Source organism: Xenorhabdus ishibashii (genome assembly GCF_002632755.1).
In the GTDB taxonomy this organism is placed as follows: domain Bacteria; phylum Pseudomonadota; class Gammaproteobacteria; order Enterobacterales; family Enterobacteriaceae; genus Xenorhabdus; species Xenorhabdus ishibashii.
Genome location: NZ_NJAK01000001.1, coordinates 797,339 through 812,778, shown reverse-complemented (window position 1 = coordinate 812,778; position 15,440 = coordinate 797,339). Strand labels below are relative to the sequence as shown.

Here is a 15,440-nt window from a genome sequence, read left to right as displayed (position 1 = left end):
TGAATAAACGATGGCCGCATGGATATTTTCGAACCGTGTATTGTAACGGATCTATCAGGGGGTTTATACCCTTCATCTTTTAAATGCAGTTCGAAAATCTCAGTTCATTCAATAGGGCCAAATATGCTGGATCAAAAGCTGAACATCACGATTACCACGAAATTCATTAATATCCAGTTTATAAGCCAATTCTACCGTTTTGACACTATTATCCGGCCAGCGACTGACATCAATATTAAATGCGATACCATCTAACATTGGCCCACCATTTAATGGCTCAAGCATCACTTTTAGGTGCTTTTCACCCACAAGGCGTTGTTGCAATAGTTTGAATTTGCCGTCAAAAACCGGTTCTGCAAATGCCTGCCCCCACGGCCCCCCCTCACGCAGAATTTCAGCAACTTCCAGCGATAATTCCCCCAAAGCTAACTCACCGTCACTCCAGATAACACCTTCAAGTTGGGTAATATCCAACCAGTCTGCCAGCAGTTCGGAAAAATAGCGCTGAAAGAGGTCAAATTTGTCTTGTTCAATCGACAATCCCGCTGCCATAGCATGACCGCCAAATTTCAACATCAATCCTGGATGCAGCGTATCAAGACGCTCAAGTGCATCTCGCATATGCAAGCCATTTACAGAACGTCCTGAGCCTTTCAAAGTGCCATCGCCTGCCGGAGCAAAAGCAATCACCGGACGGTGAAAACGCTCTTTAATGCGTGATGCCAAAATGCCCACAACGCCCTGATGCCATTCGGGATGGTAAATTGTCAATCCGTAAGGTAGCTGAGTATGATTTCGTTCGATTTTATCGCAAATCTGCAAAGCTTCTTGCTGCATTCCCTGCTCGATTTCCCGACGAGTTTGGTTCAGGCCATCCAGTTCACAAGCAATCTGGCGGGCTTGCACCATGTCATCAGTCAATAGCAACGCGACCCCAACAGACATATCATCCAGACGTCCGGCTGCATTTAATCGTGGCCCCAACGCAAATCCCAAATCACTGGCTACCAATTTTGTCGATTCCCGTTTAGAAACTTCGAGCAGCGCCCGTATTCCTGCACAGCAACGTCCTGCTCGAATGCGATTGAGTCCTTGATAGACCAAAATTCGGTTATTGGTATCGAGGGGAACCACATCTGCCACCGTACCCAATGCCACTAAATCCAGCAGCTCCGCTAAATTAGGCAAGGGAATGCCTTGTTGCTCAAACCATGTCAATTTGCGCAATTCAGCCCTGAGTGCAGACATCAGATAAAATGCAACACCAACCCCTGCCAACGCCTTAGAAGGAAAGGAACAGTCAACTAAATTGGGATTAATAATGGCATCTGCGGCTGGCAGTGTTTCGCCCGGTAAATGGTGATCAGTGACGATCACTTTGATGCCATGTTGATGTGCTGCGGCTACACCATCATGGGATGAGATCCCGTTATCCACGGTGATAATCAGATCTGCGCTTCTTTTGATAACTTCATCAACCACCTGAATGCTTAATCCATAACCATCCTCAAAACGGTTTGGAACAAGATAGTCAAGGTTACGATATCCCATTGCACGCAGGGCGCGGATGCTCAGTGCGGTACTGGTTGCTCCATCAGCATCAAAATCACCAACAATCACAATGCGCCAATGTTCATGTAATGCAGTGACCAGCAAGGCAACTGCCTGCTCAATGCCATTGAGGGATTGGTAATTGAGAAGTCCCTTTGCACTACGCTCCAGTTCATTGGCTTGACGTATGCCACGCATAGCGTATAAACGGCGCAATAACGGATGAATATCGTTGGGAAGATGGTCAGGATCCGCCACCGGACGGCGGCGGAGTTGTGTTTCTCTGCTCACAGTTTTTTATTCACCATTACGTTCCAACTCAGCTAGCAAATCTTTCGGTGACAAATAACCACCGAGTACACTGCCATCTTTTAGAACAATCGCCGGTGTACCTTGGATACCAAACTGCAAGCCTAGCTGATATTGTTTCGCAATATCTGTCTTGCAGTCCTGAATTGGAGAGACTTTTTCACCTTTGAAAACCGAGTTCAGTGATTTGTTCGGTGTCGCACTGCACCAAATGGATTGCATATCTTTAGCTGATTGATGTTGCAAACCATGACGAGGGAACGCCAGATAACGGACAGTAATCCCTAAGTCGTTATATTCTTTCATACTCTCATGCAATTTACGGCAATAACCACAGGTAATATCAGTAAAAACGGTAACAGAATGTTTTTCTTTTGGTGCTTTGTAAATAATCATTTGCTTTTTCAAAGCTTCCAGTTTTTTAACCAGAATCTGGTTGCTGATATTTTTGGGTATTTTTCCACTAATATCATAAAGTGTCCCTTGTAACAGGTACTTACCATCATCAGATATGTAAATAATGCCATGTTCAGTTAGAATTGAACTCACACCTGGCAGTAGTGATGGGGTGATGTTTTCTGCCTTAATTCCCATTTTAGACAGGGTGTTATTGATGGTGCTCTCATCAGCAAAGGCATTGCTGACAACAGCAGTCAACAGTAATGAAAAGCAAAACGCGATCTTCTTCATTATTTGTTCCTTTATTTTCACCTAATCCGCAGTTACCCACGGGGATGATGTTGTTGATGCAGCACTTTAAGACGTTCGGTTGCTACATGAGTGTAAATCTGAGTTGTGGAGAGGTCACTATGACCTAATAACATCTGCACAACACGTAAATCTGCACCATGATTGAGTAGATGCGTTGCAAAAGCATGGCGCAAGACATGGGGTGATAAGCGTTCAGTATCAATGCCTGCCAATACGGCATAGTGTTTGATCCGATGCCAGAATGTCTGGCGTGTCATCTGTGTTCCCCGCTTACTGGGGAAAAATACATCAGATACAGAACCATTCAATAACCACGGCCGTCCATATTCCAGGTATTTTTCCAGCCAATAAACAGCCTCTTCTCCCAAAGGAACCAATCTTTCCTTATCTCCCTTACCCACAATTCTGACCACCCCCTGACGTAAGCTCACATCAGATAAGGTCAGGCCAACCAGTTCTGAAACTCGCAATCCGCAAGCATAAAGCACTTCCAGCATAGCCTTATCTCGCAATTCGATTGGCTGGTCAACCAAAGGTGTGTTAAGCAAATCTTCAACCTGTTTTTCACTTAAGTCCTTAGGCAGACGTTTAGGTAATTTAGGCGCCGATAATAGTGCTGTTGGATCATCTTCCCGCATTCTTTCACGATATAGATACTGAAACAACCGCCGCATTGCGCTCAGCAATCGGGCTGAACTACTGGCTTTATAACCGCCATCTACTCGCTCAGCTAAAAATGATTGTAATTCTATCGACTGCACTGAGAGTAAATCATGACCATAATGTACTAACCAATTATTCAAAGCTTGTAAATCAAGCCGATAAGAAGTCAAGGTATTTTCGGCCAGACCTTTTTCCAGCCAGATGGTATCAAGAAATTGCTCTATCAGGGGATTTGCCGATGGATGTGGTTCCGTTGGATGCTGTTTAATTTCATCATTTTCCAATGAATGGTTATCTGATAGGTGATATTTTCTTGGCACAACTCCTCCTTTCTGTCTACCTATCTACGCCTTCCAATCGGCTATTATGCCTGAAAAAGCAATTATTCTGGTACAATACCGATCCTGATATTCGAAATTCCCTGATAAATAATGATGAAAATTGGTCTCTTTTACGGCTCCAGTACATGCTATACAGAAATGGTAGCAGAAAAAATACGCGATATACTCGGTGAAGATCTGATCGACCTGCATGATGTCAAGGATTGTGATCCCCATTTGATGGAAGAATATTCCATCCTGATCCTCGGTATTCCCACCTGGGATTTCGGTGAATTACAAGAAGATTGGTTGTCTATTTGGGATCAACTTCCCTCGTTAGATCTGGCAGGAAAAATCGTTGCTATGTATGGAATGGGTGATCAAATCGATTATGGTGAATGGTTTCTGGATGCATTGGGAATGCTGTATCACCATCTGCTACCAACGGGTGCACAGTTTATTGGGTTTTGGCCAACAGACGGTTATGAATTTACCAGCCCGAAACCGCTATCCGAAGATGGTAAACATTTTGTCGGGCTGGCACTGGACGATGTGAACCAATTCGAACAAACAGACGAACGTTTAAGCGAATGGTGTATGCAAATATTAGCTGAAATGGAAGCACTATTTTAGCCGTCGTCACTGTTCAGGATATTGGCGCATCAATTGATTCAAATGACGCCAGGCAGCGGGCGACATACTATCTGATGCTATCCATAATCGAATTGGCGGTTGGTAACATATATTTTCTGCCCGACTAAATGCATGGAGCATAACGACCATTCCATAGTGATGGAACCACGGTGGCTGAGAAATGCTCCAGGCAGCTTTTTTCCAATGCACTTTGTTGCCTTTGAACAGTACCAACCGGCCTTGACATTGCTGGATATTTTTCTGGCTCCATGCCCAACTGCTTATAATAATGGCAAACAGTAGAAACCAGAAAAATGGAAGCCAAAAACCAGCACTGTTAATCGGCCAGGGTGCCAGCAAAGCAGCAATTGCAACTGCACCATGCACACCCGTAGAAAACAGGCGAGTATGGCGAGATTCCCTTAATTTATTGTTCCACAGGACCACGGGCTTGGTTTCTGCTCTGGATCAATTTCACCATATGATACAGCTCATCATCTTCGGGGCGTCCATGATTCATGAGCCAATTGAAAAGGTCGGGGTCTGGGCACTCCAATAAACTAACGAAAATTCGTTTGTCATCATCACTCAATGAATCATATTCATATTCAAAAAATGGCATGATAGAAATATCCAGTTCACGCATTCCACGACGACATGCCCAGTGAATACGTGCTTTATTATCAATATCCATGTTTAAAAAGCCTCTTTATCATTTTCATTCGTGCCATTAAGACGGCAATAAGATTATCAACGATTCTGGCCTGTTTTTCATCATCCGCATCGGTGAAATCATTCGATATATCGACAAGATGCGAAGCCTATCGCAACAGATTGACAATGCATGTCTTATCTATAAATAACAGAATAACTCCTTTGCATTAAACCGCTTCTCTTTTACCATTAGTGTTATTTCTTAGTTAGTTTACTGGCAGGAGCTGTTATGACTTACCAAATTCCGTTTTCTGCACAATATCCATCTTCTTCTGCAACACTACCACTGACTTTAATGTCCCTTGATGATTGGGGAATAGTGACAGCGATTGGCGCTGATGCGAAAAAGTATCTGCAAGGTCAGATTACAGCCGATCTTATTTCCCTGAATGATAACCAGCATGTGTTAACGGCTCATTGTGATGCCAAGGGCAAAATGTGGAGTAACTTACGACTGTTTCAGCGTGGTGAAGGTTTTGCCTATATTGAACGCCGCTCATTGTTGGAAACACAATTAACCGAATTGAAAAAGTATGCCGTGTTTTCCAAAGTGACATTTGCCAAAGATGAAGAAAGTATTTTGCTCGGTATCGCCGGCACAGGAAGTCGGGAAACGTTGACTGCCCTTTTCCCAACCCTGCCCGATATAGAATCTCCTGTTATCCAGCATGAAACCACAACCCTTCTCCACCTGATTCTTCCCGCTGAACGTTTCCTTATCGTCACGGATAAAACCACCGCCGCTAAAATAACTGAAACGCTAACCGAAAAGTTTCAAGCGCAGTTGAATGATAGTCAGCAATGGCTGGCGCTGGAGATTGAGGCAGGGCTACCAGTGATTGATGCAGCCAGCAGTGCACAATTTATTCCACAAGCAACTAACCTTCAGGCTATCGAAAACAGCATCAGCTTTAAGAAAGGTTGTTATACCGGCCAGGAAATGGTAGCCAGAGCCAAATATCGCGGGGCAAACAAGCGAGCCATGTACTGGCTGGCAGGTAATGCCGCTTCCCTGCCTGTCGTTGGCGATGATTTGGAGTGGCAGTTGGGCGATAAATGGCGTCGGACTGGCTCAGTATTAGCAGCGGTCAAACTGGCTGATGGTTCAATTTGGGTACAAGTTGTCATGAATAATGATATGGAAGCAGACAGTGTATTTCGTATCCGTGATGATGAAGGTAGTGTTCTTACCATTCAAACATTGCCTTATTCCCTAAACGAAGAAAAATAATTATTGAGGTTTTTGTATGTCATTAGCTGTATCTCCTGTTGATTTCGGCCCTTTCACCGATGTTATTGCGTTTATTATGGAACTGGATCAATTAAAATATGTCCATCGCAAAACGAAGTTATTAAATAATACGCGCCATGAAAACTCCGCTGAACATAGCTGGCATTTTGCTATTGCTGTGCTTGGCTTTGCTCCTTATGCCGGCGATGTGGATATTAGCCGCGTCGTACAAATGGCTCTGATTCATGACATTGTTGAGATCGATGCAGGTGATGTTATCGCGTTCGATCTGGTGGCCCGTGAAGCCATTCACGATCAGGAGGTTAAAGCGGCTCACCGTATTTTTGGTTTACTACCGGAAGCCCAGAGAAAATACTTTCTGGAACTTTGGTACGAATACGAAGATGCCATCACCCCCGAAGCGCGTTTTGCCAAAACCCTCGACAGAATTATGCCGGTATTTATGAACCTGCATAACGAAGGACAGAGTTGGGTTGAGAATAATATTCGCTTCGAGCAAGTTTACAACCTGCTCCACTTTGTTGCCGAAAGTTATCCTGAACTATGGAAATACCTGCTGCCTCAATTAGAAGCAGCAAAAGAAAAAGGCTGGTTGGAATAATTTTCCCACCTTGTCTCCTCTACTCCTCTAAAACAAGCTGTCAGGTACAACTGGCAGCTTTAAAATTCTTTCTTATCTCCTTTCTTAAGTAAAGCTCACGTTAGTCATATTCCTCTGTCGAGTATTTTCATCTTTTAATAACGAACGCATAAATAAATAAAATTAAATTAACTTATTAATTTCAATGTATAACATTATACATTCTAATATTTTTACCATGAATAAATTGAAATACAGCAACAACATGTCCGCTACTTTTCGTTTTGACATATACATGACAGCGTATATATTAAGCAGCTATTTTTAATTCATCAGAATTGATAAATATTTTCACTTATCTGAAATTAATAAATTAAATATATACCCTTATTTCAGGATACCAACAACACTGCAACTTGAGGGATGGGTATATGTGCAAAGGGGCATTCTTACAACATGCCGCTTTGAGAAAAAGGAGTCAGTTGTGAAATCTTTTGAATATTTTTATCAGTGGGAACTTGATTACTTAAGACAACTTGCAAAAACGGCGAGTGAAGACAAGTCACATCTCAGCGATGTCCTTAGTGGCAGAGATCCTGATGCTGAAAGGCTTAATGAAGGCTTTGCTGCTTTGATGGCACGCCTGAATCAGAAAGTGAAGGATGCCTTTCCTGAGCTAACTCAACCATTGTTACAAAAATTGCGGGCACAACCGATAAAAGGTATTCCCGCAACCAGCATTATTCAGTTTGACAGTGAGGCGCAAGGGGATTTCGCTTTTTCCATTCCGGTGGGAACAGAAGTTTATACTCATCATCGGCAACCATTTGTAACGTGCCGTGAATGCCCTATTGCACCTTTGGTATTGGTATCACGTGAAATTACACATCAGGTACAGACAACCAAAATCACCTTAAAATTCCGTTACACTGGTAAAGAAGAGGAATGGCTGATCCAGCCGGTTAATTTGTTCCTGAGCAGTGATGAGCAAGTTGCAGATGCCCTGATGCTGGGGCTGACGCAATATTATGATGGTGCTGAATTACATCATGATGGGCAAGTTTATAAAGCACTCGGCGATCGGTTTGAACCTCGCTCAGGCGCTTCTTTGCTGGCTTTATCATCTGCTGTCGGGGATAACTGGGCACCGCAGCTATTAATTGAGTCACTTTACCTGCCACATATTAACCAATTCTTGAATCTGCCCTTGCCGACAATGGCAAAACAGTTGAAATTGGCAGAACAGCGTGAATTCAGTGTCGTTTTGACTTTGAATACAATATTGCCGTTATCAACCGCTCAAATAAAATCTGCATTCCAGCTTCATTGCGCACCTGTGGTTAATATGACGCGTAATAGCCAGGTGACACTGCCTTTTACGCCAGAAACAGCGCGCTATCGCTTACCCCTGATGCCGACTCAAGGTGTTTTGCATATTGCAGGTATTGAACTAAAAAATGAACCAAACACAGAAGAGGAAAGACGCGGAGATGAATACCTGTTTTATCCAGTCAGCCTCCTGACAGGGATGGAACGTTATCACCCAGAGTACGATAAGGCTTGGTTCTACGCACTTGAAGTCAGTAAAGACGCGCTGGGCAGAATACAGTACGAACTGATTTTCTATGACAGCAAAGCGCAATTGATGCATACCCCCCCAGAGCGTGAATTCACTTGCCATTTTTATGGTTTTGAACAGCATCAGGCGCCGCTTGCATTGGGCGAGATCTGTCTGGCAGGTGAAAATGTTCCCGAAGTATTTCAATTGCAGAACATCACGCCAACTTCGCAAACGTACCCACCGATTGTTGATAGTCACCGCCATTGGAATTTGTTATCGCACTATTCTGTCGGCAGCTATTTATTGGAGATGACTGCATCGGTCAAACAACTGTTACAGGACTTTGATCTGTATGCAGATACTGATCGCGCCTCCAGCCGGAATCTCCGGCGCATGATCGGGGGGATCGCCAATATAGAGGCAAAATGGGGTGACAGAATGATCCGCGACAGACCCGTTCGCTGTCTGCTGGTTACCCTGATGCTGGATGAAACCGCTTATACCGATGCTGGTGAAATGTACCGATTCGCCAATTCACTCTATCAATTCTTCCCGTTCTGCCTTGCCCAAGGGACATGGCTGCGAATGCGCGTGCTCAGCCAACCTTCAGGGACAGAATGGTATCTGTCACCGTCAATGATTCAAGGTTATCGCTCAATTATGTAAGGAGTTTCTGCAATGGATGGATTAGTTTTCACTTGCCAGATAGGTACACTGCCGCAGACAACGTTTCAAGTCGTGGATTTCAGCTTACAGGAAGGGCTATCACAACTGTTCCACCTTTCTATGACAGTCGTCAGTGTTTTTAACAATGTAGCACTCAATGAACAATTGGGTTCCAGTGCCTATCTGACGATCACTCGTGATGGAGTCACTGAGCGAACCATCAATGGTATTGTGGCTGGTGCAGAACAGGGTAATACCGATGGGCGGCAAACCTATTACACTTTTATTATCCGCCCAGAAATGTGGTTAATGACGCTTAATCAGGATAGCCGGATTTTTCATCATCAATCCGTGCCAGATATTCTTGGTCAATTGCTGAAAGAACATCGCATCAAAGCCGACAGTAAATTTTATAAAGATCACCAGCAGCACTCGATACGGGAATATATCACCCAAAAACGTGAATCCGCTTATGAATTCTGGTGCCGACTAGCTGCGGAAGAAGGCATTATGTTCTGGTTCGAAGAGGACAAACTGTTTTACAGCAATTCCCATCTCGGCATGTTAGCCGCGTTGACCTTGACCTACAACGTACAGGCAAACACGGATAACCATGATTTGACAGCATGGCAATGGCATTACGGCGAATATTTGTGTCCGGATGAAGCGATCCACAAAGATAATAACTTTCTTCGACCTTCCTATCCTCTGCAACATCTGGCTGCACTTGACGGTGGCGGGAACCATTCTGTATTTGAAAGTTATGGTCGTTTTCAGAGGGATTCAGAAGGCCGTCCTTTCACTCAATTGCGGCTGGAGCAGTTGCAGAGCCAGAGCAAAGTCGGTAAAGCAAATACCAACTGTATCAAATTAAGACCCGGCAGGATCTTCATTCTGCAATCCCACCCGATTGCAGCGATGAATGATCGCTGGCAAGTTGTTACTGTCACACATAGTGGGCATCAACCACAAGCCTCTGGAGATGCCGGTGAAGGGACAACTTTAACCAATCACATCACCTTTATTCCGGGCAGGCAGGATTGGCGCCCGCCATTCCGATATAAGCCGCTGGCAGATGGCGATGAAATGGCAACCGTCGTGGGGCCGGAAGGTGAAGAGATCTACGTTGATAAACAGGGCGCTATCAAAGTGCATTTCCACTGGAATCGTTATGATGAGGCGGATGACCGTGCTTCCTGCTGGGTGCGTGTCGCACAGGGGTGGAATGGTGATGGCTATGGCTTTATGGCGATCCCTCGCATCGGTCAGGAAGTGATTGTTTCCTACCTGAATGGGGATATCGATCGCCCGATCGTCACAGGCTGTACCTATAACGGGCGCAACCGCCCACCTCTGGATCTGCCCGCAGAAAAAACCCGCACTACATTTAAAACGCATACCCATAAAGGAGAAGGGTTTAACGAACTACGCTTTGAAGATGCGAAAGGCAGTGAAGAGATCTATATCCACGCCCAAAAAGACCAGCTTATCCAGATAAACCACGATAAAACCCAACGTGTCGGTCACGATGAAAACCACCAAGTCCTGAACAACCGCAAACATGAAGTCGGCAACGATGAATTCATCCGGATCATGCATGAACAGCATATCCAGATTGACCTAAACCAGTTTGAAACCATCACCAAAGATCGCAAAACCCGCATCAACAACAACTGGCAGGAAAATATCTTTGCGGATCATCTGCAAGAAGTCGGACGGGACAAAACCGCCAGAATCAACAACAACTATACCCTGAATGTGGTCAACAACATCCAGAGCCTGACGAAAGTCCATACCCTACAGGCCAGCGAATCTGTGCTGATCAAAGGCAAGGCGGGGTCGATTAAGCTGGATGGTTCAGGGGTAACTATCACTGGAAAAATCACCTTGCAAGGGGATGTTTCGGTTACGGGTGGCAGCCCAGGCACGGTGCCGTCACTCAGCGGATCAGCTAATGAAGGGTTGGCAATGGCAGAGGATTGCCGGGAAAAAGCCAGTAAGCAGCAGGAGCCATCAGAATAATGTCCTGGATACCCGATTATGCCGAATATTGGGTGGTGGATTATTCCTATGCCACGCAACAAGGTGAACACTTTTCTGCCCAAGCGATTGTCTCTGCAACGAGCAAGCCGCAAGCGCTGTCGACGCTGGTGGAATATGTCCTACAAACGGGGCATTCACCGGAACAATACCAAAATATTCAGTCGTTGCCTGAATACCTTGCCGCCAGCTCTTATGTCGAATTGCCGCTATTGCGGAAGTTCCAGCAGGGAGTGGAGCGGAATGCACGAGTTATCCCACTGAACGAACATAATATCAGCACCCTCTTGCCTGCCGAACGTGGTGTATTGCAGTTCTCCGTGACAGAAACCATGCCCATCAGGGAGAGTGGGCAATATCGCTATATGGTGATGGATGCCACAGTTTACTGTCAGATCATGGGCAGTTTTATCGTACCTGACCTGATGGTCTCCAATCTGCGATGGGAAAGCCTGTTTCAGGGGGAAACCCAAATTATGCTCGAAGACAATGCTCCTTATCTGGTGGAATTAACCGATGACACAACGGTGCACTCTGCCTTTCAGCAAAAGATCACACAACCGAGCACGCCAGAGCTGGGTATTTTTATCGACAGTGACCAGCCATTTCCTGTGATCCGTAATCACCTGCGCAAATTCACCTACCTGAGAAATGAACAACAGCAATCATGGGTGTTTTACCGCTTCTATGTACCGCAAGGCCTGCTCCCGTTACTAAAAAGCCTGCCGGATGAACAACTGATGCACTTTATGCGCCCGATAACACGCATTGGTTATTTTGATAGCCAGACGGCGCAGTACTACGCCTTTTCTTTGGCTAAAAACACCTTGGATCAGGAGAAAACGGCTCCCGTAGCAATCAATCGCTATCTGATTGACATATTGGCGGGGCAGACCCAAGAACGGGCAGTGGCTCAAATAGTCAAATTTATTGCAGAGACTCAACCGGAACTGTCACCGGATCAGAAAAAACAACTGCCAGCCTTTGTGGTGCAACAGATCAATTTGGCTTGTCAGGCGGGTTTCGCCAATCAGCGTTCCCTCCTGTATCTGGTGGCGGGCAGAAGTCTGGCTAGAGATAACAAAGAGCTCTGGCAACGAGCATGGCAGCATGCTTGCACCAAAGCACAACTGCAAGAGGCACGGGCGTTAATTTGTTATGAATATTGTTTTAAAAACCGGAAATTAAGTTAACACAAGGAAATAAGATAAATGGAAAAACCGATATTAACAAACACAAATGACGCTCTTGAGACCGCCGCGAAAAAAGTGGAAAAAACATTCGAAGAACTTGTCGATATGGCGAGGGAATACATACCCCATGAATTGGATATGGATACGGTTGTCAGACCCTGTGACGTCAATATCCGGCCTGTTTATCCAGCCAGATATGCATATATGAACTTTTTTGGTTCAGCAAAAAACGCAAAAGCCGAGTTACCATCCCCAATATATAATTATATTGACCCAGAAATTCTGTCACTATTTCCGGCAGATGGATATTGCATTCGAATGCCCAGAGCTGGTTGGATATATGTAAAGGAAGAAGAGCCGTTAAAAACACGGGGATCTAAACATAAAGGGAATTTATTGATTTTCAAGTATGGTCCACAAGTTGTAGAGGTCAAAGATGGTGTAAGAGGATTAATTGTAAAATATACCCAATATGAAAGAAAATTGGATAATGCATCCTGGGAAAAAATACAACCTGCTAATGGTTCAGCGGGATTAGGCTATCCTTTTCTTGCTCTTAATAAAGACGTATCCAAAATTAGTATTGTTTATAGTGAGGTTCCTTTTTCCGAGCGAATCCTAGACAAGATAGATAATGATGAATCTTTTCGCAGAAATGCAATGCAGTTTGTTGATCTGGATGATGAAAAATCTTCATATGCTATTGATGCCACAGAGGAGCATTTAAAAACCCTAATAGAAGAATTTAAAGAGGTTGGAGAACAATTTGAGCGCTATCATGAACATTTACAAGATCTACAAGAGCCAAATGCGCCTCCCGTCAATCTTGGTGATTTAACTACAGAAGATACTTATAAAATGGACGTCGATCTGGTGATGCGTCAGATGGAAAGTGTGCTATGTCCGTATTATAAAGACAAAGCGAAAATTGTTGTTTTACATGACCCAGTTGGATATCAGCGTGATCTTTTGAATGTTCATACTTTGCTTTCTATTTGGCAGAGAAGTTACATGGCTACCAATATATATCCTCTCACAATAGGCCAATTTATTGAGCAATTGGAATATGCTGTAGTAGATAATTTTACACTGAGTGAACAATTTAAAGACAATATCCATTTAGATAATTGGAAAACGTGGTGGCCTAAACTTATCGATCCGATTAAAGACGTAAATGAAACTCAAGAATCAACTGTTGCTTTATATAGGGGGTTCTTTGAAGACCCTGGCGTTGCTGATAAATTAGGTGGCCTGACCCATTATTTCAGTCATTTCTTCTCGGTGAATGAGAAAAAAGGTGATCTCAGTGAAGAAGATGCCAAAGAATTTAAGATATTTTGTACCCTTATTTCAGAGTTACTTGAACCACTAAAAAGTTCAGATGCAGGAATGTCTATATCACTGCGGGTATTAGCGGGGGATCTTGCCTCAGAAGCTAGTAGCACTTGGGATGTTGTTCGCAACGGTGTTGTCAATACTTTAGGGCATGATGGAGCAAACAAAGATGTGATGGCAAAATATATTACTATCGGGGTAGATAAATTATTAAATGCCACGGCTGAAATTATTGCACATTTATTTGTGGTTGGAGCGGAAAAGGCAAGTCAGATATCGATGTATGCCTATGCAGGAAATGTTGAAAAGCTAAACCAATATTTCACTATTAAGTGTTTATCTTTTTTAGGTGTTGAAATACAGAAAGGAAAACATGTTGTATTAGATGAAAAAGAGTGGAACAAATTATTAAAAAAATTAGAAGAATATAAAAATCAAGGAATTCCAGATAAAATTAAAGGAAGTATGTCTAAAATTAGTGCTGAGCTGAAAAAATGGGGAGGAAGGAAAGTATTCAACTGGTCCAAAAGAGTTGATAATTATACTTATAGATTATATGTAAAAATACCTACAATTAAATTTAATCAACCAAAATTCAATGTAGTGGCTATGCGTCATTTACAACATCAAACCAGTGTATTATTTGATTGCAGTTTGAGTGGATTAGATTTATATATGAAAATGTATACATTTTACTCATTAGCGTCACAATCTAATTTTGACCAAAATGACCCGTTGAAAGCGAGTAGAAAAACTCTTTATATTCGTCTTACATATTTAAACACAATCATTGGTGGAATGGTTGCAGCAAGAAATTTTTCTGAATACTTAGGAAAGGCAGCAGCAAGGGCGGAATTACTGGCACAGAAAATAAATCGTCCTGCAATTGGATCCTTGCTGGGAACAGCATCACGCAATCTTATGTTAAATAGTGATTATGTGAAAATAATAGCAAAGAGAGCTGTGGTGGCAACGGGAATTTTAAGTGGAGGGCTTTCATATTATGACGCTTATCATGCTTATTCTATAAGTAATGAGATGGAAAGTTATTCGCACGCCGCTATTGGTACAGGTACATTAATAATGACTGGTACATTTTTGCTATCCACTCCGGCAACTGGAGGAGCAATTGGAGCAGCCGCAGCAGGAGGAACCGGATTAGCATCATTAGGAGGACCTATATTTTGGGCTGGCATGACATTAGCGGCAATAGGTTATATTGGAGTGATTATGTTTAGTAAAGATGAATTTGAAAATTTATTAAATAATTGTTTTTGGGGAAGAGGGAGTAAATATGCATTTTGGAACAGGGATAGACCTGACAATATAAAAAAACAGCTCGAGATAACTAGATTAATGAATAAAAAAACAAAGAAAGCATTTATAATTGAACACCAAGAATTTTTAAATTTATTTATTAGACCAATTTTAAAAAAAGAAAAAAACAAAAGAGGAAAGATAATTTATAGTTTTCTATTACCTAATTTTAGATTGGGAGAATCAGAATTGGTTTATAATGTCTCGAAATCTTCTTATGGTGAAGAAGAAAGAAGCCACCCTAGTTATTATTTTACATTGAAGGCTTATGAGAAAGCTAAGGAAAGATTTGAAAGTTTAATGAAAGATGCACTATCAAATATATTTAATAAAAACAAAAAATCAGGTAATGAAAATCCAATTGATGAAAATGGTGCTCTTACCTTTTCATTAGAAATTGAAGAGGAACATGTTAAGTATTTAAATCTTTCTTGGTATTATATGCCCACTGAGGATACTATTTCTCCTTTACGTTATAAATGGGGAGAAGAGCCAATATGGGAAAATGCAATTTATGGATATAATGATGATAAATTGCTCTAAATTGAAATTTAAATAATAAAAAGATTAATTGTAGAATTATTAATAATAAAAG

At 42.8% G+C, this 15,440-nt stretch carries 12 protein-coding genes; 7 read left to right on the top strand and 5 right to left on the bottom strand.

Going from position 1 to position 15,440, the window contains the following annotated elements; all coding sequences use genetic code 11:
- Positions 1-108: 108 nt before the first annotated feature.
- From recJ to xerD, 3 genes are read right to left on the bottom strand one after another with little or no spacing between them, the layout of a single operon-like run.
- Complete coding sequence (recJ, locus tag Xish_RS03810; protein ID WP_099116791.1) at positions 109-1,842, bottom strand: single-stranded-DNA-specific exonuclease RecJ; 1,734 nt, start codon at positions 1,840-1,842, stop codon at positions 109-111.
- 6 nt (positions 1,843-1,848) lie between these two features.
- On the bottom strand, positions 1,849-2,550 hold the full coding sequence (gene dsbC, locus Xish_RS03805; protein WP_099116790.1) for a bifunctional protein-disulfide isomerase/oxidoreductase DsbC: 702 nt from the start codon (positions 2,548-2,550) through the stop codon (positions 1,849-1,851).
- A 32-nt stretch (positions 2,551-2,582) separates the two neighbouring features.
- Complete coding sequence (gene xerD / locus Xish_RS03800) at positions 2,583-3,503, bottom strand: site-specific tyrosine recombinase XerD (protein WP_244186095.1); 921 nt, start codon at positions 3,501-3,503, stop codon at positions 2,583-2,585.
- A 165-nt stretch (positions 3,504-3,668) separates the two neighbouring features.
- Between xerD and fldB the strand changes: the two genes are divergently transcribed.
- Complete coding sequence (gene fldB, locus Xish_RS03795) at positions 3,669-4,187, top strand: flavodoxin FldB (RefSeq protein WP_099116788.1); 519 nt, start codon at positions 3,669-3,671, stop codon at positions 4,185-4,187.
- 6 nt (positions 4,188-4,193) lie between these two features.
- Here fldB and Xish_RS03790 read toward each other — a convergent pair whose 3' ends face one another.
- Together Xish_RS03790 and sdhE are read right to left on the bottom strand one after the other, a co-directional pair.
- Entirely contained in the window at positions 4,194-4,634 is a 441-nt protein-coding gene (locus Xish_RS03790; protein WP_099116787.1) for a protein YgfX, read from the bottom strand.
- On the bottom strand, positions 4,615-4,881 hold the full coding sequence (gene sdhE / locus Xish_RS03785) for an FAD assembly factor SdhE (RefSeq protein ID WP_099116786.1): 267 nt from the start codon (positions 4,879-4,881) through the stop codon (positions 4,615-4,617). Before sdhE ends, Xish_RS03790 begins: the two co-directional genes overlap by 20 nt.
- A gap of 249 nt (positions 4,882-5,130) precedes the next feature.
- Between sdhE and ygfZ the strand changes: the two genes are divergently transcribed.
- The 6 genes from ygfZ (at position 5,131) to Xish_RS03755 (ending at position 15,388) form a co-directional block, all read left to right on the top strand.
- Complete coding sequence (gene ygfZ / locus Xish_RS03780; protein ID WP_099116785.1) at positions 5,131-6,132, top strand: tRNA-modifying protein YgfZ; 1,002 nt, start codon at positions 5,131-5,133, stop codon at positions 6,130-6,132.
- A gap of 16 nt (positions 6,133-6,148) precedes the next feature.
- Positions 6,149-6,754 carry an HD domain-containing protein gene (locus Xish_RS03775; protein ID WP_099116784.1) on the top strand — a complete coding sequence of 202 codons (606 nt, stop codon included), beginning with the start codon at positions 6,149-6,151 and terminating at the stop codon, positions 6,752-6,754.
- A 463-nt stretch (positions 6,755-7,217) separates the two neighbouring features.
- Positions 7,218-8,960 (top strand): type VI secretion system baseplate subunit TssF, encoded by a 1,743-nt coding sequence (locus tag Xish_RS03770; RefSeq protein ID WP_167383212.1) that lies wholly within the window; start codon positions 7,218-7,220, stop codon positions 8,958-8,960.
- Between the two features lie 12 nt (positions 8,961-8,972).
- The gene (gene tssI / locus Xish_RS03765) at positions 8,973-10,982 is read left to right on the top strand and encodes a type VI secretion system tip protein TssI/VgrG (RefSeq protein ID WP_099116782.1); all 2,010 of its coding nucleotides are present in this window, start codon (positions 8,973-8,975) and stop codon (positions 10,980-10,982) included.
- Positions 10,982-12,193, top strand: a complete 1,212-nt coding sequence (locus tag Xish_RS03760; RefSeq protein WP_099116781.1) for a DUF4123 domain-containing protein — start codon at positions 10,982-10,984, stop codon at positions 12,191-12,193. Before tssI ends, Xish_RS03760 begins: the two co-directional genes overlap by 1 nt.
- 18 nt (positions 12,194-12,211) lie before the next feature.
- On the top strand, positions 12,212-15,388 hold the full coding sequence (locus Xish_RS03755; RefSeq protein ID WP_099116780.1) for a toxin VasX: 3,177 nt from the start codon (positions 12,212-12,214) through the stop codon (positions 15,386-15,388).
- Positions 15,389-15,440: the final 52 nt, after the last annotated feature.

Excerpts from the sequence above, each read along its gene's own strand:
- dsbC (WP_099116790.1), bottom strand. The coding sequence starts at position 2,550 with ATGAAGAAGATCGCGTTTTGCTTTTCATTACTGTTGACTGCTGTTGTC.
- sdhE (WP_099116786.1), bottom strand. The coding sequence starts at position 4,881 with ATGGATATTGATAATAAAGCACGTATTCACTGGGCATGTCGTCGTGGA.
- Xish_RS03760 (WP_099116781.1), top strand. The coding sequence starts at position 10,982 with ATGTCCTGGATACCCGATTATGCCGAATATTGGGTGGTGGATTATTCC.
- tssI (WP_099116782.1), top strand. The coding sequence starts at position 8,973 with ATGGATGGATTAGTTTTCACTTGCCAGATAGGTACACTGCCGCAGACA.
- ygfZ (WP_099116785.1), top strand. The coding sequence starts at position 5,131 with ATGACTTACCAAATTCCGTTTTCTGCACAATATCCATCTTCTTCTGCA.
- Xish_RS03755 (WP_099116780.1), top strand. The coding sequence starts at position 12,212 with ATGGAAAAACCGATATTAACAAACACAAATGACGCTCTTGAGACCGCC.
- Xish_RS03775 (WP_099116784.1), top strand. The coding sequence starts at position 6,149 with ATGTCATTAGCTGTATCTCCTGTTGATTTCGGCCCTTTCACCGATGTT.
- fldB (WP_099116788.1), top strand. The coding sequence starts at position 3,669 with ATGAAAATTGGTCTCTTTTACGGCTCCAGTACATGCTATACAGAAATG.